This window comes from Streptomyces achromogenes, assembly GCF_030816715.1.
Taxonomy (GTDB): Bacteria; Actinomycetota; Actinomycetes; order Streptomycetales; family Streptomycetaceae; genus Streptomyces; species Streptomyces achromogenes_A.
This window is the reverse complement of sequence record NZ_JAUSYH010000001.1, coordinates 1466584-1487769: the sequence shown is the minus strand read 5'-3', so window position 1 is coordinate 1487769 and position 21186 is coordinate 1466584. Positions and strand designations below refer to the sequence as shown.

The window sequence follows — 21186 nt, the reverse complement described above, 5'->3', positions numbered from 1 at the left end:
CGTCACCGTGACCAGAGCGGCACTGCTCGTCCTCGCCGACGGCCGTTTCCCCGCCGGAGGGCATGCGCACTCCGGCGGGGCGGAGGAGGCCGTCAAGGCGGGACGGATCACCGGCGCGGCGAGCCTCGAGGCGTTCTGCCGCGGCAGGCTGCACACGGCCGGGCTCGTGGCGGCGGCGCTGGCCGCGGCGGCCGCCGCCGGGGCGGACCCCGCGCGGCTGGACGCCGCGGCGGACGCCCGCACCCCCTCCCCGGCGCTGCGGCTGGTCGCGCGCAGACTCGGCCGGCAGCTGGTGCGGGCCGCCCGGGCGGCCTGGCCGAGCGCCGAACTGGACGCGCTGGCCGCGGAGTTCCCCAAGGGCGCGCATCAGCCGGTGGTGTGGGGGCTGACGGCGCGGGCGGCCGGACTGGGGGCGGCCGACGCGGCGTACTGCGCGCTCTACGAGAGCGTGAGCGGACCGGCCACCGCCGTCGTGCGTTTGCTGAGCCTCGACCCCTTCCAGGCGACCGCCGCGCTGGCGCGGCTGGCGCCGGAGCTGGACCTGGTCGTCGACCGGGCGGTGGCCTGCGGGACGGCGGTGCCGACGGAAGGCGTCGACGTGCTGCCCTCCGCGTCCGCTCCGCTGCTGGAGATCGGGGCGGAGGTGCACGCGGCCTGGCCCATGCGGCTGTTCGCCTCCTGAGTTTCCCGCCCCCGCCGCCCCTTCCCGACCCGACCCCGGGGGCTGCCGCCCTCGTACCCCCGCTTCGGCCCTGAACGGGCCTCGTCCTCAAACGCCGGACAGGCTGGAACGACCACCCCGGCCGGATAGGAGCCGCTGTGCATCTCGACCACACCCATCAGGGTCCCGCCGCCGTCAGCGCCGACGCCCGCCGGCCCGACGGCTCGCGGCGTGCGCTGCGCATCGGGCTCGGCGGGCCCGTCGGGTCCGGCAAGACCGCCACCGTCGCGGCGCTGTGCCGGGCGTTGCGGGACGAACTGTCCCTGGCCGTCGTCACCAACGACATCTACACCCGGGAGGACGCCGAGTTCCTGCTGCGGGAGGCCGTGCTGCCGCCCGAGCGGATCACGGCCGTCGAGACGGGCGCCTGCCCGCACACCGCGATCCGGGACGACATCTCCGCCAACCTCGAAGCCGTGGAGGACCTGGAGGACGCCGTGGGGCCGCTGGATCTCATCCTGGTCGAGTCGGGCGGGGACAATCTCACCGCCACCTTCTCCAAGGGGCTGGTGGACGCCCAGATCTTCGTCATCGACGTGGCGGGCGGTGACGACATCCCGCGCAAGGGCGGCCCGGGCGTCACCACCGCCGATCTGCTCGTCGTCAACAAGACCGACCTCGCGCCGTACGTGGGCTCCGACCTCGCCCGGATGGCCGCCGACGCGAAGGCGCAGCGGGCCGAACTGCCCGTCGTCCTGCAGTCCCTGCGCGGCGAGAGCGGCGTCGCGGATGTCGCCGCATGGGTGCGTTCGCGGCTCGCCGCCTGGACGGCGTGACATGAGCGGGGTGTTCGCCACCGCACGGATCAGGGCGAGCGCCGACGGGCGCGGGGGCACCTCCCTGCCCGTGCTGGAAAGCGACGGACCGCTCGCCCTGCGGCGCACCCGGGCCGTCGGCGACGAGGCGCGCGTCCTGCTCGTCGGGGCGATGAGCGGGCCCCTCGGCGGTGACCGGTTCGCGGTGGAGGCGGACGTCGGCGGCGGGGCCCGGCTGCGGGTCGGCTCGGCCGCCGCCACCATCGCCCTGCCCGGCCAGACGAAGGACGAGGCCCGTTACGACGTCCGCCTCACCGTCGCCGACGGCGGCGAACTGCACTGGCTGCCCGAGCAGTTGATCTCGGCCGGCGGCAGTGACCTGTCCGTCTCCACACGCGTCGACCTCGGGGCCGACGCCCGCCTGGTGCTGCGCGAGGAGCAGGTGCTCGGGCGGGTGGGGGAGGAGCCGGGCCGGCTGACCAGCCGGCTGGTCGTGAAGGTCGCCGGACGGGCCGTCCTCGATCAGGAACTGGCCTGCGGACCCGGCGCGCCTGGCGGCTGGGACGGCCCCGCCGTTCTCGCAGGCCACCGCGCCGTCGGACAACTCGTCGTCGTCCGGCCGGAGTTCGCGGAGCAGCCGGCCACGGCACGGACCCTCGGCGAACAGGCCTGCGTGATGCCGCTGGCCGGCCCCGCCGCACTCGTCACGGCCCTCGCGCCCGACGGCCTGCGGTTGCGCCGCGTACTGGACGAAGCCCTCGCCGACCTGGGCATCCGGTGAACGGTACCTTCCTCTCCGGTTATCGGATTGGCAAAGAAGGTCAACGACACCTTTTCTCAGACGCCTCACAGCAGCGAGGATCCACCCTGCCGCCATAACCAGGTAGGGGGAGTTCCCACTTGAAGGACATACGACCGAACAAGCGCGTCGCAGCGCTGGGCTCGGCGGGCATACTCGTCACCGCGACTCTGCTCGCCGGCGCCGTCACCGCGCCCACGGCGAGCGCGACCAGCAGTCGTCCGGGACAGGACCGTGAGGCGCGGGGCGCGGCGATCGCCGCCGAGCGCGCCGCGAAGGCCGGCATCGACTGGCAGGACTGCCCGGCCGACTGGGGCCTGGAGAAGCCGATCAAGTGCGGCTGGGTCACCGTTCCGGTCGACTACGCCAAACCGAACGGCAAGCAGATCAAGCTCGCCGTCGACCGCATCGGCAACACGGGCACGGCTCAGGAGCGCCAGGGGGCGCTCGTCTACAACCCCGGCGGCCCCGGCGGCTCCGGCCTGCGCTTCCCGCGCCGCGTCACCACCAAGGCGCCCGTCTGGGCCAACGTGGCCAAGGCCTACGACTTCGTCGGCTTCGACCCGCGCGGCGTGGGCCACTCCGCACCCATCTCCTGCATGGACCCGCAGGAGTTCGTCAAGGCGCCCAAGGCTGACCCGGTCCCGGACACCACGGCCGACAAGTACGCCCAGCGCAAGCTCGCCCGTGAGTACGCGCAGGGCTGCGCCGAGCGCACCGGCAAGGCGATGCTCCAGCAGATGACCACGCCGAACACCGTGCGCGACCTGGACGTCATCCGCGCCGCCCTCGGCGAGCGGGGGCTCAACTTCCTCGGCGTCTCCTACGGCACCTACCTCGGCGCCGTGTACGGCACCATGTTCCCGGGGCACCTGCGCCGCATGGTCGTCGACAGCGTGGTCAACCCCTCCCGCGAGAAGGTCTGGTACCAGGCCAACCTCGACCAGGACGTGGCCTTCGAGGGCCGCTGGAAGGACTGGCAGGACTGGGTCGCCGCCAACGACGCGACCTTCCACCTCGGCACGACCCGCGCCGCCGTCCAGGCGAAGTGGCTCCAGCTGCGCGCCACCGCGAAGAAGAACCCCATCGGCGGCGTCGTCGGCCCGGCCGAGCTGATCTCCTTCTTCCAGAGCGCCCCGTACTACGACTCCTCGTGGGTGCCGGTCGCCACCGTCTTCAGCGCCTACTTCGCCGGGGACACCAAGGCCCTCGTCGACGCGGCCTCTCCCGACCTGACGGACACCGCCGGCAACATCTCCTCGGAGAACGGCAACGCCGTGTACACGGCCGTCGAGTGCACCGACGCCAAGTGGCCCACCAGCTGGAAGAAGTGGGACCGGGACAACACGGCGCTGCACAAGAACCACCCGTTCATGACGTGGGCCAACGCCTGGATGAACCTGCCCTGCGCCACCTGGCCGGTCAAGCAGCAGACGCCGGTGCACGTCACCACGCACAAGGGTCTGCCGCAGGTGCTGATCGTGCAGTCCACGAACGACGCGGCCACCCCGTACGAGGGCGCCGTGGAGCTGCACAAGCGCTTCCAGGGCTCCCGCCTGATCACCGAGAAGGGCGCGGGCTCCCACGGTGTCACCAGCCTGGTGAACACCTGCATCAACACCCGGGTCGACGCCTACCTCCTCACCGGCAAGCTGGACCGGTCGGACGTGACCTGCGCACCGCACGCCACGCCCAAGCCGTAGGGCTCGAGCGGCAGGGCTCGACCAGTAGGGCTCGAGCTTCAGGGAACCGCCCGTAGGGCGACGAGGGGCGGCCGGATCGATCCGGCCGCCCCTCACCCGTGTCCCGCTCCGCCCCGGCGCTCCGTCACCTCGACGGCAGCCGGGGGAACTTGCGTCCCTTGCCCGACTTCTCTGCCTCCGCCTTCGCGGCGGCCTCCTCCGCCTTGGCGACGGCCGCGTACTGGTCGACGTACTCCTGCTCGGAGAGCGAGAGGATGGCGTACATGATCTCGTCGGTGATCGCGCGCAGCACGGCCTTCTCGTGCTCCATGCCGAGGTAGCGGGAGAAGTCGAGGGGCTTGCCGAAGCGGATCACGACCGGGTGCAGGGTCGGGACGATCTTGCCCGGCGGCTGCGCCTCGAACGTGCCGATCATCGCGCAGGGGATCACCGGCACCTGCGCCCGCAGGGCCATCACGGCGACGCCGACCTTGCCCTTGTAGAGCCGCCCGTCGTGGGAGCGGGTGCCCTCCGGGTAGATGCCGAGCAACTCGTCCTTGCTCAGCACCCCCAGACCCTCGCGGATCGCGGCCTGGCCGGCCTCCTTGCCGGAACGGTCCACCGGGATCTGGCCCGCGCTGCGGAAGAACGCCGCGGTCAGCCGGCCCTTGAGGCCCGGACCCGTGAAGTACTCGGCCTTCGCGAGGAACGTGATGCGCCGTTTGAGGATCGCGGGCATCAGGAAGTGGTCCGAGAACGACAGGTGATTGCCCGCGATGATGGCGGCTCCCGAGTCCGGCACATGCTCCAGACCCTCTATTCGGGGGCGGAAGAGCAGTCTCAGCAGCGGCCCCAACACCACGTACTTCAGGAGGTAGTAGAACAAAGGGTGTCGCTCCTCGTGTCCGGCGGCTTGGCTCGAGGCCGTGTTCCAGCAGGTCAACCGACATGGTGTGGGGTGTCAGTGTAGGGGCAGGCGGCAACCGCCGGAACCGTGCCGTTCCGGATGCGTCCCCCTCGCCCGGTCACAGCCGTACGACGACCAGGGCCGTGTCGTCGGTCGCGCCGCCCGGCGGCAGGAGCTCCCACAGCACCGCGTCGGCCAGGCTCTCGGGGTCGGCGTCCCGATGCCGGGCCAGCGCGTCCGCCAGACGGTTCAGCCCCGTGTAGATGTCCTCCCGGCGCCGCTCGATCAGACCGTCCGTGTACAGGGCCAGCGTGGCGCCGTCGCTGTACGTGGTGCGCGCCTCGGTCCGCGGCGCGGGGTCGGGCCGGGCGTCCAGCGGGGGATCGGTCGCCCGGTCGAGGAACTCCACCCGCCCGTCGGCGTGCACGAGGACGGGCGGCGGGTGCCCGGCGCTGCTGTAGGTGATCGTGTGATGGTCGAAGTCGATGAACGTGGTGACCGCGGTGGCCGACTCGGCGCCGTCCACGACGTGCGCGTACCGCCCGAGGACGTTCAGCGCCTCGCCCGGCCCCCGGGCCACCCGGGAGGTCGCGCTGAGCGCGCTGCGCAGCTGGCCCATCACCCCGGCGGCCTCCAGGCCGTGTCCGACGACGTCGCCGACCGACACCCCGATGCGGTTGCCGCCGACCAGGTCGACCAGGTCGTACCAGTCCCCGCAGACGTTGAGCGCGCCGACCGCCGGCCGGTAGCGCACCGCGGCCCGGTGATGCCCGACCTGCATGCGGGCCGGCAGCATCGCCTCCTGGAGGGCGAGGGCCACCTCGCGCTCGCGGGCGTGGGCCAGCCGCAGCCGTTCGTTGAGCTCCTGCAGCTCACGGGCGCGCGTGTACAGCTCGGCCTCCAGCACCCTACCCCGGCTGCCGGCCCGCGCGCCGCCGGCCGCCGACCCGCGCCCGCCGCGGGCCCGGATCAGCTCGGTGACCTCCTCGACGCGGTGCACCAGCAGCACCACCGACCCGTCCGGGCCGTACACCGGGGCGTTGACCGGGCTCCAGTAGCGCGCCTCCCACTCGCCGGGCCGCTCGGCCGACTCGACGTCGTAGCGCTGCAGCGCCATGGTGTCCCGCTCGCCGGTGGCCAGCACCCGGTGCAGCGACGCCTCCAGGTTGCGCATGCCGCTCGCGCCGGGGTTCTCGGGGTTGTCGGGGAAGACGTCGAAGAGGTGCCGGCCGACCATCTGCTCGCGCTTGCGGCCCGCCACCCGCAGGAACTCCTCGTTGGCGTCCGCGTACACCAGCCCGGGCGTGAGCAGCGCCACCATGCCCGGCAGGGCCTGGAACACCGCCGCGTAGTCGATCGCCGTGTCGTTCATGGCTTGCGCCCTATCTGCCGGTATTGCGCCATTTTCTCATGCGATGCGACGAATGTTCCTCGCCGATCACACGCCGGGGTCCGTGAGCGACTGCTCCGCCCAGATGACCTTCCCCTCGGGGAGGAAGCGGGTGCCCCAGCGCTGGGTGACCTGGGAGACCAGCAGCAGCCCCCGGCCGCCCTCGTCGGTGGCCCGCGGATGGCGCAGATGGGGTGCGGTGGCACCGCCGTCGAAGACCCCGCAGAACAGGCTCCGCCCGCGGATCAGCCGGAGCCGGATCGGCCCGGTGGCGTACCGGATGGCGTTCGTGACCAGTTCGCTGACGACCAGCTCGGTGGTGAACGACAGCTCCGGGAGCCCCCACTCCGCCAGCCGTCGGCTCGCGGTCTTGCGGGCCTCGGCGACGGCCGCCGGGTCCGCGGGCAGCTCCCAGTCGGCGACCTGGCCGGCCGGCAGACGGCGGGTGCGGGCCATCAGCAGGGCCACGTCGTCGTACGGACGGGCCGGGACGAGGGCGTCGATCACCGTCCGGCAGCGCAGGTCGAGGGCGTCGGCCGGCCGCTCCAGGGCGCCCCGCAGCCGCTCCCGGTCGGTGTCCGGCGCCCACCGCTCCCCGTCCGCCAGCAGACCGTCCGTGTGCAGCGCGAGCGTGCTGCCCTCCGGCAGGACCAGCTCGGCCGACTCGAACGGCGGCCCGCCCACACCGAGCGCGGGCCCCTGGGGCAGATCGACGAACTCGACGCTTCCGCCGGGCAGCACGACGGCCGGCGCGGGGTGCCCGGCGGCGGCCATCACGCACCGCCCGTCGACCGGGTCGTACACGACGTACACGCACGCCGACCCCGCCGCCCGCCTGCCGTCGGTCCCGGACCGGGCGTCCGCCGGGACGCGCTCCTCGCCCTCGGCGTCCGCTTCCTCGTCGTCCATGCGGGTGACCAGGTCGTCGAGGTGCGCGAGGATCTCCGCGGGCGGCAGGTCCAGCGCGGCCAGGGTGCGCACCGCGGTCCGCACCCGTCCCATCGCCGCCGCGGCGTCGATGCCGTGCCCGGGGACCTCGCCGACGACGAGTGCCACCCGGGCCCCGGACAGCGGGATCAGGTCGTACCAGTCCCCGCCGAGGCCGGTCAGCTCGTCGGCCGGCCGGTAGCAGGCGGCCACCTCGACGGCGTCCTGCTCGGGCAGCCGGCGGGGGAGCAGGTTGCGCTGGAGGACCAGGGCGGCGTCCCGTTCGCGGGTGTAGCGCCGGGCGTTGTCCACGCAGACGGCGGCCCGCGAGACGAGGTCCTCGGCGAGCGCCAGGTCGTCGTCGTCGAAGGGCTCGCGCCCCTCGCGCCGCAGGAACGTGGTGACGCCCAGGACGGTGCCCCGTGCCCGCACCGGCACGATCAGGGCGCTGGGCGGCCCGGACCCGGCCGGCAGCACGGCTGCCCACTCCCCGGCGAGCGGTCCGCGCGAGCCGTCCCGATCCCGGGGGCCGCCCGGATCCCGCAAACCGTCGGGGGCCTGCGGGGCCTGCGGGGACTGCGGGTCGGCCGGGTCGGCGGGGTCGCCAGGGCCCCGCGCTCCCCGTGGGCCGTCCGGCTCGAGCCGGTCCACCCGCCAGGGGCGTCCGTGGGCCAGGCAGCGCATCGGCGGCGAACCCGCCGGGTAGACCACCGCGGCGATCCCGGGCGGACCGCCCGGAGCGTCGGCGTCCGCGGTCCGGCCGGCCTCCCCGGCCCGCCGCCGCCCCGCCCTGCGCAACGTCACCGAGTCGTCGGGGCCGCCCGTCCACCGGGCCGGCGCGGGCTCCGCGCCCCGCAGCACCGGCTCGAGCAGGTCCACGGTGACCACGTCGGCGAAGTCCGGCACCGCCACGTCCGCCAGCTCCTGCGCCGTCCGGGTGATGTCGAGGCTGCTGCCGATGCGCCGGCCGGCCCGGTCGAGCAGGGCGAGCCGCTGCCGGGCGCGATGTCGCTCGGTCATGTCCACGACCGTGTAGTAGACGCCCATCGGGCCGCCCCGCTCGTCCTCCAGCCGGGTGAAGGAGAGCATGTGCGCCGTCTCCCGGTGTGGAGCCGCCTGCACCGTGCCCAGCAGCTCGTAGCCGATGACGGGCTCCCCGGACTCCAGCACCCGGCGCATCTGCGCCTCGATCGACACGGAGTCCAGGCCCGGCTGCACATCCGCGAGCCGCAGCCCCAGCCGGCGCTCGGGCGGCCCGCCGCCGAATCTCGCCAGGGCCGCGTTCGACCACACGAAGCGCAGATCGGTGTTGACGATCGCTATCCCGATCGGGGAGTCGCCGACCATCTGCTCCAGCACCGAACGGCTCATGTTCCAGCCCGGGGCGTCGGACATCTCGTTGAGCAGCGCCAGCCAGCGTGCGGGACCGCCGGGCTCGTGGGCGGAGGTCACGCGCGCCATGACGGGCACCGGCCGCCCGTCCCTGCGGCGGGCCGACAGCAGCCCCGCCCAGCCGCCGTCCTCGCGGCACCGCGCGAGGACGTCCGCCACCCGTCCGGCGTCCGCGGGGGTGAGCAGTGCGGCCAGGTCCCTGCCCACCGCCTCGGCGGCCGGATACCCCAGCAGCCGCTCGGCGTCCCTGGTCCAGCTCGTCACCACGCCCCGCTCGTCGAGCAGCAGGGGCGCGGTGTCCGCCACGTCGAACCGCCGGCGGGCAGTGTCGTCCTCGTCCTCAGTGCCCACGGTCGGCCTCTCTGTCGCTGAGAGTGGTCTACCACCTCCCGACCCAATCTTCACCCTGCCTGCACAAGTGCGGCCGAGCCACCCGGGGCGACGCGGGACGCGCCCGCGCCGGCCCCGGGGCGACGGCAGACCCGTCAGGCGCCCCGCGTCAGGACCCGCTCCAACGCGCCCAGCGCCGCGGCCAGTTCCTCGCCTGTGATGGTCAGCGGCGGCGCCAGCCGGATGGTCGAGCCGTGGGTGTCCTTGACCAGGACGCCCTCCCGCATGAGGCGCTCGCTCACCTCGCGGCCCGTGCCGAGGGCCGGGTCCACGTCGACACCCGCCCACAGCCCCCGAGAACGGAAGCCCACGACGCCCTTGCCGACCAGCGCGGTCAGCCCCTCACGCAGCACGACGCCCAGCTCGGCCGCCCGGCGCTGGAACTCACCCGTCTCCAGCAGCTCCACCACCGCCGTGCCGACCGCGGCGGCCAGCGGGTTGCCGCCGAACGTCGACCCGTGCTCGCCGGGCCGCAGCACCGACAGCACCTCCCGCCGGGCCACCACCGCCGACACCGGCACGATCCCGCCGCCCAGCGCCTTGCCGAGCAGCAGCACGTCGGGCACGACCCCCTCGTGCTCCACGGCAAGCGTCCGCCCGGTCCGCCCGAGCCCGGACTGGATCTCGTCCGCGACGAACAGGCAGTTCGTCCGGCGGGTCAGCTCCCGCACCCCGGCCAGATAGCCGTCGTCGGGCACCACGACGCCGGCCTCGCCCTGGATCGGCTCGAGCAGCACCGCCGCCGTCGTCTCGTCGACCGCCGCCTCCAGCGCGGCCAGGTCGTTGTACGGGACGATCCGGAATCCCGGTGTGAACGGGCCGAAGCCCGCCCGGGCCGTCTCGTCCGTCGAGAAGCTCACGATCGTCGTGGTGCGGCCGTGGAAGTTGTCGGCGGCGACCACGATGGTCGCCCGGTCGGCGGGCACGCCCTTCACCTCGTACGCCCACTTGCGGGCCACCTTGACGCCGCTCTCGACCGCCTCCGCGCCCGTGTTCATCGGCAGGACCATGTCCAGACCGGTCAACTCCGCGAGCCGCTCGGCGAACTCGGCCAGGCGGTCGTTGTGGAAGGCGCGGGAGGTGAGCGTGAGACGGTCCAGCTGGCGGTGGGCCGCCTCGATCAGGGCGGGGTGCCGGTGGCCGAAGTTGAGGGCCGAGTAGCCGGCCAGCATGTCGAGGTAGCGGCGGCCCTCGACGTCCCGCACCCACGCGCCCTCGGCGCTCGCGACGACCACGGGCAGCGGGTGGTAGTTGTGCGCGAGGACCGGCTCCTCGGCGCGGATCAGATCGGCGGAGGAGCGCGTCGGGACGACGGGTGCGGTCATGAACGGATCTCCTGAGTGCAGCACTTGATGCCGCCGCCGGCCTTCTGGAACTCCGAGAGGTCGACGGGGACGGGGACATAGCCGCGCTCGCCGAGCCGGGCGGCGAGCGCCTCGGCCCGGGGCGCGATGAACACGTGACGGCCGTCGGACACCGAGTTCAGGCCGAACGCCATGGCGTCGTCGCGGGTGGCGAGCACCGCGTCCGGGTACAGCCGGGCGAGCGCCGCGCGGCTGCCCTGCGAGAACGCCTCCGGGTAGTACGAGATGTTGTCGTCGTCGAGGACGAACAGGGCCGTGTCCAGGTGGTAGAAGTGCGGGTCCACCAGGGTCAGGCTGATCACCGGGTGGCCGAAGAACTCCTGCGCCTCCCGGTGCGCCTCACGGGTCGTGCGGAACCCCGTGCCGGCCAGCACGTACCGGCCCGTCCACACCAGGTCGCCCTCGCCCTCGCAGACGGACTCCGGCCGGTGGACGTCGTAGCCCGCCGCCTTGAACCAGGATTCGTAGTGGACGGACTCGGGGCGCCGCTCGGGCGCGTGGAACAGGGAGCCGAAGACACGGCCGGCGACGACGACCGCCGAGTTCGCGGCGAAGACCATGTCCGGGAGGCCGGGGGCCGGCTCCACGGTGTCCACGGTGTGACCGTGGCCGCGATAGGCGCTGATCAGCCCCTGCCACTGCTCCTGGGCGAGGTCGACGTCGACGGGGGTGTCGGGATGCATCCAGGGATTGATCGCGTACTGCACCGCGAAGTGTCTGGGTTCGCAGACGAGGAAGCGCCGGGGGCGCCGCACACGGCTTTGGGACACAGAGGGGTTCCTCCGTTTTCCTGCGGTGTCGACCCTCCTGCGGAGTCGACTGAGGGTTGACACCACGGTAGGAACCGACGGGGAGGCCCGACAAGCAACGAGCGTTGCGTGTCCGCGCACGAACGCTGCGTGATTTCCCTGGGCGACGCAGGTTCGCTGCGTCGCCGCAGGACCCTTCGCAGGTTTATTCGGGAGCAGGGTGCGTCGCGCCCGCCTCCGGGCTCTCCGGCAGCAGATGCGACAGCACCATCACGCTGATCGTCTTCCGGATGAACGGCTCGACCCGGATCCGCTCCAGCACCTCCTCGAAGTGCTCCACGTCCCGCGCCCGCACGTGCAGCAGCGCGTCCGCACCGCCCGTCACCGTCATCGCCGCGGTGATCTCCGGATGGTTGCGCACCACCTCCGCCAGCCGCCTCGGCGGGGCGGCCCCCTCGCAGTACACCTCGACGTAGGCCTCCGTGCTCCAGCCCAGCGCCGCCGGCTGCACGGTGGCCGTGAACCCCGTGATCACCCCGGTGTCCCGCAACCGGTCCACCCGGCGCTTGACGGCCGTCGCCGACAGTCCGACGGCCGTGCCGATCTCGGCGAAGCTCGTCCTGGCGTTCGCCATCAACGCGGTGATGATCTTCCGGTCGAGATCGTCGAAAAGGGCGCCGCCGTCGTTCATGCCCGCACTGTATCCAGCGGGAACGTCCAGGCCCCGTACGTGTCCCGCCGCGCCGATCGCCCCTACACTCCACCTTCATGCTGCGCGCCCTCGCCGTCGACGACGAACGCCCCTCGCTGGAAGAGCTGCTCTACCTGCTCTCCGCGGACCCCCGCATCGGCAGCGTGGAGGGCGCCGGCGACGCCACCGAGGCGCTGCGCCGCATCAACCGCGCCCTGGAGTCGGGCCCCGACGGCCCCGAGGCCGTCGACGTCGTCTTCCTCGACATCCAGATGCCCGGCCTCGACGGCCTCGACCTGGCCCGCCTGCTCACCGGCTTCGCCCGGCCCCCGCTGGTCGTCTTCGTCACCGCCCACGAGGACTTCGCCGTCCAGGCCTTCGACCTCAAGGCCGTCGACTACGTCCTCAAACCGGTCCGCAAGGAACGCCTCGCGGAGGCCGTCCGCCGCGCCGCCGAACTGCGCGGCGCCGCGCCCCGCATCCGGGTCCACGAACCCGACCCCGACCACATACCCGTCGAACTCGGCGGCGTGACCCGCTTCGTCGCCGTGGACGACATCACCCACGTCGAGGCACAGGGCGACTACGCCCGGCTGCACACCGACCGCGGCAGCCACCTCGTGCGCATCCCGCTGTCCACCCTGGAGGACCGCTGGAGCGCCCGCGGTTTCGTCCGCATCCACCGCCGCCATCTCGTCGCCCTGCGCCACATAGGCGAACTCCGGCTCGACGCGGGCACGGTGAGCGTCCTCGTCGGCGGCGAGGAACTCCAGGTCAGCCGCCGTCACGCCCGCGAACTGCGGGACCTGCTGATGAGGAGGCCCTGACCGTGCCCCATCAGGACCCCGTCGAACGACGTGTCGTCGTCACCCGCCCCGGCCGCCGCGCCCTTCCCCACGCCCGGCTCCGCTCGCGCGGACGGTACCCGCACACCTCCGGCTACTACCGCCCGCGCACCGAGATCGACGAGCAGACCACCCTGGGCGACACCTACGTCCGCTCCCTGATGCGCTCCCAACTGCGCGCCGCCCTCACGGTGTTCGCCGTCCTCGCGCTCCTCGTCGGCCCGCTGCCGCTGCTCTTCGCGGCGATGCCCGACGCCCATCGCCTCGAATGGGCGGTCCTCGGCTTCTGCCTGTACGCCCCGCTCGTCCTGCTCGCCCGGTGGTACGTGCGCCGCGCCGAGCGCAACGAACGGGACTTCGTCCGGCTCGTCGAGGACCGGTGAGGGCGAGGCGACGATGAACTCGACCTTCGCCGTCCCCGCCGTCGCCCTGGTGGTCGTCGCGACCGTGCTCGTCGGCGCCTTCGGCCTGCGCATCTCCCGCACCACCTCCGACTTCTACGTGGCCTCCCGAACCGTCGGCCCCCGCCTCAACGCGGCCGCCATCAGCGGCGAGTACCTCTCCGCCGCCTCCTTCCTCGGCATCGCGGGACTCGTCCTCGTCCAGGGCCCGGACATGCTCTGGTACCCGGTCGGCTACACCGCCGGCTACCTGGTCCTGCTGCTCTTCGTCGCCGCCCCGCTGCGCCGCTCCGGCGCCTACACCCTCCCCGACTTCGCCGAGGCGCGCCTCGCCTCGCAGGCCGTGAGACGGCTCGCGGGCGCCTTCGTCGTCGGCGTGGGCTGGCTCTACCTGCTGCCCCAACTCCAGGGCGCCGGACTGACGTTGACGGTCCTCACGGGCGCCCCCGACTCCCTCGGCGGGCTGATCGTCGCGTTGGTCGTCACGGCCACCGTCGCCGCCGGCGGTATGCGCAGCATCACCTTCGTACAGGCCTTCCAGTACTGGCTCAAGCTCACCGCCCTCCTCGTCCCCGTCCTCTTCCTGGTCCTCGCCTGGCAGAGCGACGGCGCGCCCCGCGACGCCTTTGAGGAGCCGGCGGCCTTCCGCGACCAGCGGGTTGTCCGGGTCGGCGACACCCTGGACCTGAAGCTGGACCGCCCCCTGACCGTGACCGTGGACGGCACGGTCGACGGCCGCCCGCACGAGGACGCGGTGCTCCGGCTGCCGGCCGGCACCCACCGCATCGAGCGCGGAACCAGCCTCACCTTCACCGAGGGCGCCGCGGTCCCCGCCGCCGAACGCGGAACCAGCGGCGGCATGTCCACCTCGCTCGCCGCGAGCCGCGAGGAGCGGCCCCTGTACGCCACCTACGGGCTGATCCTCGCCACGTTCCTCGGCACCATGGGCCTGCCGCACGTCGTGGTGCGCTTCTACACCAGCCCGCACGGCGTCGCCGCCCGCCGCACCACGGTCGCCGTCCTCGCCCTGATCGGCGCGTTCTACCTCCTGCCGCCCGTCTACGGCGCCCTCGGCCGCCTCTACACGCCCGAGCTCGCCCTCAGCGGCGACGCGGACGCGGCCGTCCTGCTGCTGCCCGACCGGATGATCGGCGGCCTCGGCGGCGAGCTGCTGGGCGCGCTGGTCGCCGGCGGCGCCTTCGCCGCGTTCCTGTCCACGGCGTCCGGACTGACCATGGCCGTGGCCGGGGTGCTCGCCCAGGACGTCCTGCCGACCCGCGGCGTCCGGCACTTCCGGCTCGGCACCGGACTCGCCATGGCCGTCCCGCTGGCCGCCAGCCTGCTGGTGGGCGGACTGCCGGTGGCCGACGCCGTGGGGCTGGCCTTCGCGGTGTCGGCGTCCTCGTTCTGCCCGCTGCTGGTGCTCGGCATCTGGTGGCGCAGGCTGACGCCGCCCGGCGCGGCCGCCGGGATGCTGGTCGGCGGCGGGTCGGCGTTCGTCGCCGTCGCCGCGACCATGGCCGGCCTGCCCGGCGCGGGCCCGGCGCACGCCCTGCTCGCCTGGCCCGCCCTGTGGTCCGTGCCGCTCGGCTTCCTCACCATGATCCTGGTGTCCCTGGCCACCCCGAACCGCATCCCGTCCGGTACCTCCGCGATCCTGGCCCGCTTCCACCTGCCGGAGGAACTCGGCACCGCGCAGGCGGCGGAGGCGAAGCCGTGAGCGGCTTCCTCGCGGGCGTCTGCATCGCGATCCTGCCGTTCCTCGCCGCCGGCTTCTGGCTCGGGCGGCGGACCGGGCGCCCGGAACGCCTCGGCGGCCTCGGCACCCCCGTCGAGCACGCCACCTTCCAGACCCTGCACACCGCCTCCCTCGCCGCGCCGCCGCTGCGGGCCGGACTCACCGAGGAGACCGCCCGCAGGTCGGCCCGCAGGCTGCGCACCCTGCTCGGCACGGACGCACTGTGCCTGACCGACGAGGAGCAGGTGCTGGTCTGGGACGGGGTGGGCTCCCATCACCGCGCCGAGATCATGGAACGGCTGGCCGGTCCGCTGGAGAGCGGCCGCGGCGAGGCCTTCGGGCTGGCCTGCGAGCACGCCGACTGCCCCGTCCGCTGGGCCGTGGTCGCCCCGCTCACCGTCGACGACCGGGTGCACGGCGCGCTCGTCGCCTGCGCGCCCCGCGAGTCCGCCGTGCTGGTCCGGGCGGCCGGCGAGGTGGCCCGCTGGGTGAGCGTCCAGCTGGAGCTGGCCGACCTCGACCAGTCGCGCACCCGGCTGATCGAGGCGGAGATCAAGGCCCTGCGCGCCCAGATCTCCCCGCACTTCATCTTCAACTCCCTCGCCGTGATCGCCTCGTTCGTCCGCACCGACCCCGAGCGCGCCCGCGAACTGCTGCTGGAGTTCGCCGACTTCACCCGCTACTCGTTCCGCAGGCACGGCGACTTCACCACCCTCGCCGACGAGCTGCACGCCATCGACCACTACCTGGCGCTGGTGCGGGCCCGCTTCGGCGACCGCCTCGCCGTCACCCTGCAGATCGCCCCCGAGGTGCTCCCGGTGGCGCTGCCCTTCCTCTGCCTCCAGCCGCTGGTGGAGAACGCCGTCAAGCACGGCCTGGAGGGCAAGGCCGGCACCTGTCACATCCAGATCACCGCGCAGGACGCCGGCGCCGAGGCCCTCGTCGTGATCGAGGACGACGGCGCCGGCATGGACCCGGTGGCGCTGCGCCGCATCCTGGCCGGCGAGGTCGGCCCCTCCGGCGGCATCGGCCTGTCCAACGTGGACGACCGGCTGCGCCAGGTCTACGGAGACGAGCACGGTCTGGTCATCGAGACGGCCGTCGGGGCGGGCATGAAGATCACCGCCCGGCTGCCGAAGTACCAGCCGGGCGTGCACTCGGCGGCCCGGCTCGGGCCCGGATGATCAGGTGGTCCGCATCACGACCAGGGTGAGGGTGATCAGCCCGAGCACCACCCAGCCGAACCACAGCCAGCCGTTGCTGCCGAGCGCCACCGTGTAGGCGGTCACCGCGACGAGTCCGCCGACGGTGAGCACCCCCATGGTCTTCGTGGAACCGTCCGTGGTACCGGCCATCGCGACACCCTCCTCAGGGCCGCCCTCCGCCGGGCGGGTCCCCCTCCATGGTGCCCCGGGATCAGCGCCCGCGTGCGTCGAGTGACGCAAGATAGGCGTTGTAGGCCTCGAGCTCCTGGTCTCCGTCGCGGTCGGCGGCCCGGTCCTTGCGCCTGGCCTGGCGCTGCTCGGAGCCGTACCACTGGAACAGCAGCGCGATCAGCACCAGCACGGACGGGATCTCGCTGAACGCCCAGGCGATGCCGCCGGCCGCGTTCTGGTCGGCGAGCGCGTCGATGCCGAGGGAGGCCGGCGGGTTCTCGAACGTCTCCACCATCGGCTGCGAGGCCATCATCAGCGCGATGCCGAAGAACGCGTGGAACGGCATGCCCGCGAACAGCTCCAGCATCCGCATCAGATAACCCGGCCGGTTCGGACCCGGATCCACGCCGATGATCGGCCAGAAGAACACCACGCCGACGGCGAGGAAGTGCACCATCATCGCGAGGTGCCCCGCCCTCGAACCCATCAGGAAGTCGAACAGAGGGGTGAAGTAGAGGGCGTAGAGGCTCGCGATGAACAGCGGGATGGTGAACGCGGGGTGGGTGATGATCCGCAGGTAGCGGCTGTGCAGGAGCATCAGCAGCAGCTCACGCGGCCCCTTGCGCCCTCGGCCGGCGGCCGGCAGCGCGCGCAGCGCGAGCGTCATGGGAGCGCCGAGCAGCAGCAGGATCGGCGACAGCATGCTGATCACCATGTGCTGCACCATGTGCACGCTGAACATGACCATGCCGTAGTCGTTCAGTCCGGTGCACATCACCAGCATGACGGTCAGCACGCCGACGGTGAACGACACCGTGCGCCCGACCGGCCAGGCGTCCCCGCGCCGGCGCAGCCGCAGCACCCCCCACCCGTACAGTCCGAGCCCCAGGAGACAGGCGACGAGGAAGAACGGGTCCGCCGACCACTGAAGGCCCCGTCCCAGCGTGAACGGCGGCAGATCCATCGTCATGCCGTGCCCGCCGTGGTCCATTGCGCCGGCTCCTGATTCGTGGGGGGTTGTACGTTTCCTGCCGCCCCAAGAGTAGAACCGCCCCCGGCGATCACCGTCACCGGGGGCGGCCGGAGCCGTGGCCCCCTACAGGACGGTCTCCGCCTCGGCGTACCGCTCCTCCGGGACCGTCTTCAGCGTCTCCACGGCCTCCGCCAGCGGCACCATCACGATGTCCGTGCCGCGCAGGGCCGTCATGTGGCCGAACTCGCCGCGGTGCACGGCCTCCACGGCGTGCCAGCCGAACCGCGTGGCCAGCACCCGGTCGTAGGCGGTCGGCGTGCCGCCGCGCTGCACATGCCCAAGGATGACCGGCCGGGCTTCCTTGCCGAGCCGCGACTCCAGCTCGATGGAGAGCTGCCGGGCGATGCCGGCGAACCGCTCGTGCCCGTAGACGTCCTTGGCGCCCTCGTCGAAGGTCATGCCGCCGGGCGCCGGCTTGGCGCCCTCCGCCGCGACCACGATCGCGAAGCGCTTGCCCGCCTCGAACCGCTCGCCGACCCGGCGGGCCAGCTCCTCGATGTCGAAGGGCCGTTCCGGCACGACGATGGCGTGCGCGCCGGCCGCCATGCCGGAGTGCAGCGCTATCCAGCCGGTGTGCCGCCCCATGACCTCGACCACCAGCACCCGCTGGTGCGACTCGGCGGTGGTCTTCAGCCGGTCCAGCGCGTCGGTCGCGACGCCGACGGCCGTGTCGAAGCCGAAGGTGACGTCGGTGACGGCGATGTCGTTGTCGATGGTCTTCGGCACGCCGACGACGGGCAGCCCGCTGTCGGACATCAGCCGGGCCGCCTTGAGGGTGCCCTCACCGCCGATCGGGATGATCGCGTCCAGACCGAGGTCCTGGACATGGCCCTTGGCCCGCTCCACGCCGTCCCGCAGATGCGAGGGCTGGACCCGCGAGGAACCGAGGATGGTGCCGCCGCGGGCGAGGATGCCGCCCACCGCGTCGAGGTCGAGCTTGAGGTAGTCGCGCTCCAGGAGGCCCTTCCAGCCGTCCCGGAAGCCGATGACCTCGTCGCCGTGGTCCACGACGGCGCGGTGCACGACGGACCGGATGACGGCGTTCAGGCCGGGGCAGTCGCCGCCGGACGTGAGGACACCAATGCGCATAGCCCGAAACAACCTTCTCCACGGGGGCCTGGTCCGGACCACACTGTCCGGCTCGAATCCCCGCCACCCTAGCGGCAGGAGGGGGCGGGGCCGAAGGACGCGTCCGCCTGCTGGACGCACCTGCTCACCTGTGCGGATGCGCCGTCAGACGGGCTGCTGACGGCGCCCTGAAGATCAGGTGAACGCAACGGTCACGTGGGCTGTCAGGTCACGCGGGCTGCTGAGCGGCGGCGATGCGCTCGCTGCGCAGTGCCTCGTACCAGCGGTCGTCGATCGGCGGCAGCGCGTTCACGTCGAGCGCCAGCTTCAGCAGCAGGTCCGCGATCAGCGGGTTGCGCGCGAGGACCGGGCCGTGCATGTACGTGCCGAACACGGTGTCGTTGTACGCGCCCTCGGTGCCGTCGCCGGTGCCGTTGCCCTTGCCGAGCTGGACGCGGGCCAGCGGACGGGCGGTCGGGCCGAGGTGGGTGACCCCCTGGTGGTTCTCGAAACCGGTCAGCTGCGGCAGGCCGAGCCGCGGGTCGATGTCGCCGAGGACGTCGCCGACGCACCGCTCGCCCTCGCCGCGCGTGGTCGTCACGTCCAGCAGGCCGAGGCCCGGCTCGCGCTGGCCGAGGTCGTTGACGAACTCGTGGCCGAGGATCTGGTAGCCGGCGCAGACCGCGAACACGATCGCGCCGTTGTTCACCGCCTGGTAGAGGTGCGCGTCCCGGCGCAGCCGCTCCGCCGCGAGCCGCTGCGGCCGGTCCTCGCCGCCGCCGATGAGGTAGATGTCGCCGGAGGTCGGGATCGGCTGGTCGCTGCGCACGTCGAGCCGGGCCACGTCGAGACCGCGCTGGCGCGCGCGGCGCTCGACGACGAGGGCGTTGCCCTGGTCCCCGTAGGTGCTCAGCAGGTCCGGGTAGATCCACACCAGCCGCAGTTGGTTGTCGCTCATGGAAACGTCCTTCGAAGTCAGTTGCCGACGCGGCGGCGCAGGTCCTGGAACGCGGTGTAGTTCGCGATGACCTCGATCCGGCCGGGCGGCGCCTGCTGCACGGCCTGGTCGAGGTTCTCGCAGACCTGGAAGTGCTGGTTCGCGACCTCGAGACGCACCGCGAGGTCCAGCTTCCGGTCGCCGACGACGAAGATCGGGTGGCCGGTCAGCCGCGTGTAGTCGACGTCCCACAGCCAGGAGGTGTCGGTGCCGTCGGCGCCGCGCGCGTTCACCGAGAGGATGACCGGCGTCGGCGGCGGGTCGATCAGGCTGAACGTCTCGAGCCAGCCCGCCGGGTTCTTCGCCAGCAGCAGCCGGAGGTCGCGGCCCTGGAACTGGACGACGTCGTAGCGCCCGGCGACGGCCTGCACCGCGTACATCCGCTCCAGCGCCACCTGCGGCGGCACGCCGAAGACGGCGGCCACGGCGGCCGAGGAGGCGGCGTTGGCCTTGTTGGCGCGGCCCGGCAGCTGGAGGTGGATCGGCCAGGCCGACCCGTGCGGGTCGATGACGTGGTCGCCGGAGAGCGCCCAGCTCGGCGTCGGACGGCGGAAGCCGCACTCGCCGCAGAACCAGTCGTCACCGGGCCGCTGCATGACGCCGCCGCAGGACGGGCACGACCAGGCGTCGTCCTTCCACATCTGGCCGGCGGCGACCCAGACGACGTTGGGGGAGGAGGAGGCCGCCCACACCACCAGCGGGTCGTCGGCGTTGGCGACGACGACGGCCTTGGAACCGGCGAGCCCCTCGCGCCAGTTCTCCGCGAGCATCCGGGTCTCGGCGGCGCGGTCGAGCTGGTCGCGGGAGAGGTTGAGCAGTGCGATGCACTTGGGCGCGGTGTCCCGGGCGACGCCCGCGAGGTACTTCTCGTCGACCTCGATGACGCCGTAGCGGGCATCGGAGCCGCCCGCGAGGGCCGAGGTGATGCCGGCCGGCATGTTGGCGCCGAGCGCGTTGGACACGACCGGGCCGGCGGCGCGCAGCGCCTCGGCGATCAGCCGGGTGGTGGTGGTCTTGCCGTTGGTCGCCGAGACGAGGACCACGTCCAGGTTCTGGGCGAGCCGGGCGAGGAGGTCGGGGTCGAGTTTGAGCGCCACCCGGCCGCCGATCACCGAACCGCTGCCGCGCCCCGCGGCGCGCGACGCCGCCGCGACCGCCTTGCCCGCGGTCACGGCGATCTTGGCCCGCGGCGTGAGCGGGTCCGAGTTGCCTGCCATCAGTTCTCGATCCTCCTTGCGTACGCGCCGCGCCTCTGCCGTACGGCAACGTGGTAGGCGGTCAGCCTATCGAGATCCATTCGCACTCCCGAATCCCGGCACCGCTTCACGTCGCGCGCGGCATGCGCGTGTCAGAAAGGACCGTACCCTTGCCGCCATGCGACACGGCTCCATCCCGGGCGCCCGCGGGCGCGTCCGGCCCCTCACCCTGCTCGGCGATCCCGCCCTGCACACCCGTTGCGAGGACGTCACCGACTTCGGCCCTCAACTCGCCCGTCTCGTCGAGGACATGTTCGCGACGATGTACGCGGCCCAGGGCGTCGGCCTGGCGGCCAACCAGGTCGGCGAGGCGCTGCGGGTGTTCGTCTACGACTGCCCCGACGACGAGGACGTCCGTCATGTGGGCCATGTGGTGAACCCGCGCCTGGTCGAGGCCGACGGCCTGGTCCTGCGCGGCCCCGAGGGGTGCCTTTCCCTTCCGGGCCTGGAGGCGGGGACGGAGCGCCACGACCACGCGGTGGTCGAGGGCCGCACGATGACGGGGGAGCGGGTGCGGGTCCACGGCACGGGATTCTTCGCCAGGTGCCTGCAGCACGAGTGCGACCACCTGGAGGGCATGGTGTACGCGGACCGGGTCTCGGGCTGGCGCGGCAGACGGCTGTCCCGCCAGGTGCGCAAGGCCGCCTGGCGCAGCACGCCCTAGGGGAGCGGGCCGGGCGGTACCGGGCCGCGGTCGCCGTGCCG

At 73.1% G+C, this 21186-nt stretch carries 20 protein-coding genes; 9 read left to right on the top strand and 11 right to left on the bottom strand.

What is annotated here, in order from left to right; all coding sequences use genetic code 11:
* Positions 1-7 precede the first annotated feature (7 nt).
* The 4 genes from QF032_RS06550 to QF032_RS06535 all read left to right on the top strand — a co-directional run bounded on the left by QF032_RS06550 (position 8) and on the right by QF032_RS06535 (position 3978).
* Positions 8-682 (top strand): urease accessory protein UreF, encoded by a 675-nt coding sequence (locus QF032_RS06550; RefSeq protein WP_306954401.1) that lies wholly within the window; start codon positions 8-10, stop codon positions 680-682.
* A gap of 137 nt (positions 683-819) precedes the next feature.
* The gene (ureG, locus tag QF032_RS06545; protein WP_306954403.1) at positions 820-1497 is read left to right on the top strand and encodes an urease accessory protein UreG; all 678 of its coding nucleotides are present in this window, start codon (positions 820-822) and stop codon (positions 1495-1497) included.
* Between the two features lies 1 nt (position 1498).
* Positions 1499-2257: an urease accessory protein UreD gene (locus QF032_RS06540; RefSeq protein ID WP_307040854.1), complete on the top strand. Its 759-nt coding sequence runs from the start codon at positions 1499-1501 to the stop codon at positions 2255-2257.
* A gap of 119 nt (positions 2258-2376) precedes the next feature.
* Entirely contained in the window at positions 2377-3978 is a 1602-nt protein-coding gene (locus tag QF032_RS06535; protein ID WP_307040852.1) for an alpha/beta hydrolase, read from the top strand.
* A gap of 124 nt (positions 3979-4102) precedes the next feature.
* On the opposite strand, the gene QF032_RS06530 is transcribed toward QF032_RS06535, so the two are convergent.
* From QF032_RS06530 to QF032_RS06505, 6 genes are all read right to left on the bottom strand, one after another.
* Positions 4103-4843: a lysophospholipid acyltransferase family protein gene (locus tag QF032_RS06530; RefSeq protein WP_306954407.1), complete on the bottom strand. Its 741-nt coding sequence runs from the start codon at positions 4841-4843 to the stop codon at positions 4103-4105.
* A gap of 139 nt (positions 4844-4982) precedes the next feature.
* Complete coding sequence (locus tag QF032_RS06525) at positions 4983-6236, bottom strand: PP2C family protein-serine/threonine phosphatase (RefSeq protein ID WP_307040850.1); 1254 nt, start codon at positions 6234-6236, stop codon at positions 4983-4985.
* A 66-nt stretch (positions 6237-6302) separates the two neighbouring features.
* Positions 6303-8924, bottom strand: coding sequence for a SpoIIE family protein phosphatase (locus tag QF032_RS06520; RefSeq protein ID WP_307055310.1), 2622 nt, complete (start codon positions 8922-8924; stop codon positions 6303-6305).
* 134 nt (positions 8925-9058) lie between these two features.
* The gene (gene rocD, locus QF032_RS06515; protein ID WP_306954410.1) at positions 9059-10288 is read right to left on the bottom strand and encodes an ornithine--oxo-acid transaminase; all 1230 of its coding nucleotides are present in this window, start codon (positions 10286-10288) and stop codon (positions 9059-9061) included.
* The gene (gene ddaH, locus QF032_RS06510) at positions 10285-11097 is read right to left on the bottom strand and encodes a dimethylargininase (protein ID WP_307055308.1); all 813 of its coding nucleotides are present in this window, start codon (positions 11095-11097) and stop codon (positions 10285-10287) included. Before ddaH ends, rocD begins: the two co-directional genes overlap by 4 nt.
* Before the next feature lie 184 nt (positions 11098-11281).
* Positions 11282-11767 carry an Lrp/AsnC family transcriptional regulator gene (locus QF032_RS06505; protein ID WP_306954413.1) on the bottom strand — a complete coding sequence of 162 codons (486 nt, stop codon included), beginning with the start codon at positions 11765-11767 and terminating at the stop codon, positions 11282-11284.
* A gap of 77 nt (positions 11768-11844) precedes the next feature.
* On the opposite strand from QF032_RS06505, the gene QF032_RS06500 reads away from it, so the two are divergent.
* The 4 genes from QF032_RS06500 to QF032_RS06485 are packed head-to-tail and all read left to right on the top strand — an operon-like array spanning position 11845 to position 15935.
* Entirely contained in the window at positions 11845-12594 is a 750-nt protein-coding gene (locus tag QF032_RS06500; RefSeq protein WP_307040842.1) for a LytR/AlgR family response regulator transcription factor, read from the top strand.
* A gap of 2 nt (positions 12595-12596) precedes the next feature.
* A complete protein-coding gene (locus QF032_RS06495; RefSeq protein ID WP_057580782.1) occupies positions 12597-12995 on the top strand; it encodes a hypothetical protein in 399 nt (132 codons plus the stop codon).
* Positions 12996-13008: 13 nt separating this feature from the next.
* A complete protein-coding gene (locus QF032_RS06490; protein WP_307055306.1) occupies positions 13009-14733 on the top strand; it encodes a sodium/solute symporter in 1725 nt (574 codons plus the stop codon).
* On the top strand, positions 14730-15935 hold the full coding sequence (locus tag QF032_RS06485; RefSeq protein WP_307040837.1) for a sensor histidine kinase: 1206 nt from the start codon (positions 14730-14732) through the stop codon (positions 15933-15935). The genes QF032_RS06490 and QF032_RS06485 overlap by 4 nt, the downstream gene beginning before the upstream one ends.
* Here QF032_RS06485 and QF032_RS06480 read toward each other — a convergent pair whose 3' ends face one another.
* From QF032_RS06480 to QF032_RS06460, 5 genes are all read right to left on the bottom strand, one after another.
* Positions 15936-16106: a hypothetical protein gene (locus QF032_RS06480; RefSeq protein ID WP_306954419.1), complete on the bottom strand. Its 171-nt coding sequence runs from the start codon at positions 16104-16106 to the stop codon at positions 15936-15938. It abuts the gene before it with no gap.
* A 61-nt stretch (positions 16107-16167) separates the two neighbouring features.
* Positions 16168-17118, bottom strand: coding sequence for a cytochrome c oxidase assembly protein (locus QF032_RS06475; protein ID WP_306954421.1), 951 nt, complete (start codon positions 17116-17118; stop codon positions 16168-16170).
* A 105-nt stretch (positions 17119-17223) separates the two neighbouring features.
* Complete coding sequence (locus QF032_RS06470; RefSeq protein WP_307040835.1) at positions 17224-18249, bottom strand: 6-phosphofructokinase; 1026 nt, start codon at positions 18247-18249, stop codon at positions 17224-17226.
* Positions 18250-18457: 208 nt separating this feature from the next.
* On the bottom strand, positions 18458-19186 hold the full coding sequence (locus QF032_RS06465; protein WP_057580791.1) for a type 1 glutamine amidotransferase: 729 nt from the start codon (positions 19184-19186) through the stop codon (positions 18458-18460).
* A gap of 17 nt (positions 19187-19203) precedes the next feature.
* Entirely contained in the window at positions 19204-20442 is a 1239-nt protein-coding gene (locus QF032_RS06460; protein ID WP_306954423.1) for a MurT ligase domain-containing protein, read from the bottom strand.
* A gap of 157 nt (positions 20443-20599) precedes the next feature.
* On the opposite strand from QF032_RS06460, the gene def reads away from it, so the two are divergent.
* Positions 20600-21145 carry a peptide deformylase gene (gene def / locus QF032_RS06455; RefSeq protein ID WP_307040834.1) on the top strand — a complete coding sequence of 182 codons (546 nt, stop codon included), beginning with the start codon at positions 20600-20602 and terminating at the stop codon, positions 21143-21145.
* Positions 21146-21186: the final 41 nt, after the last annotated feature.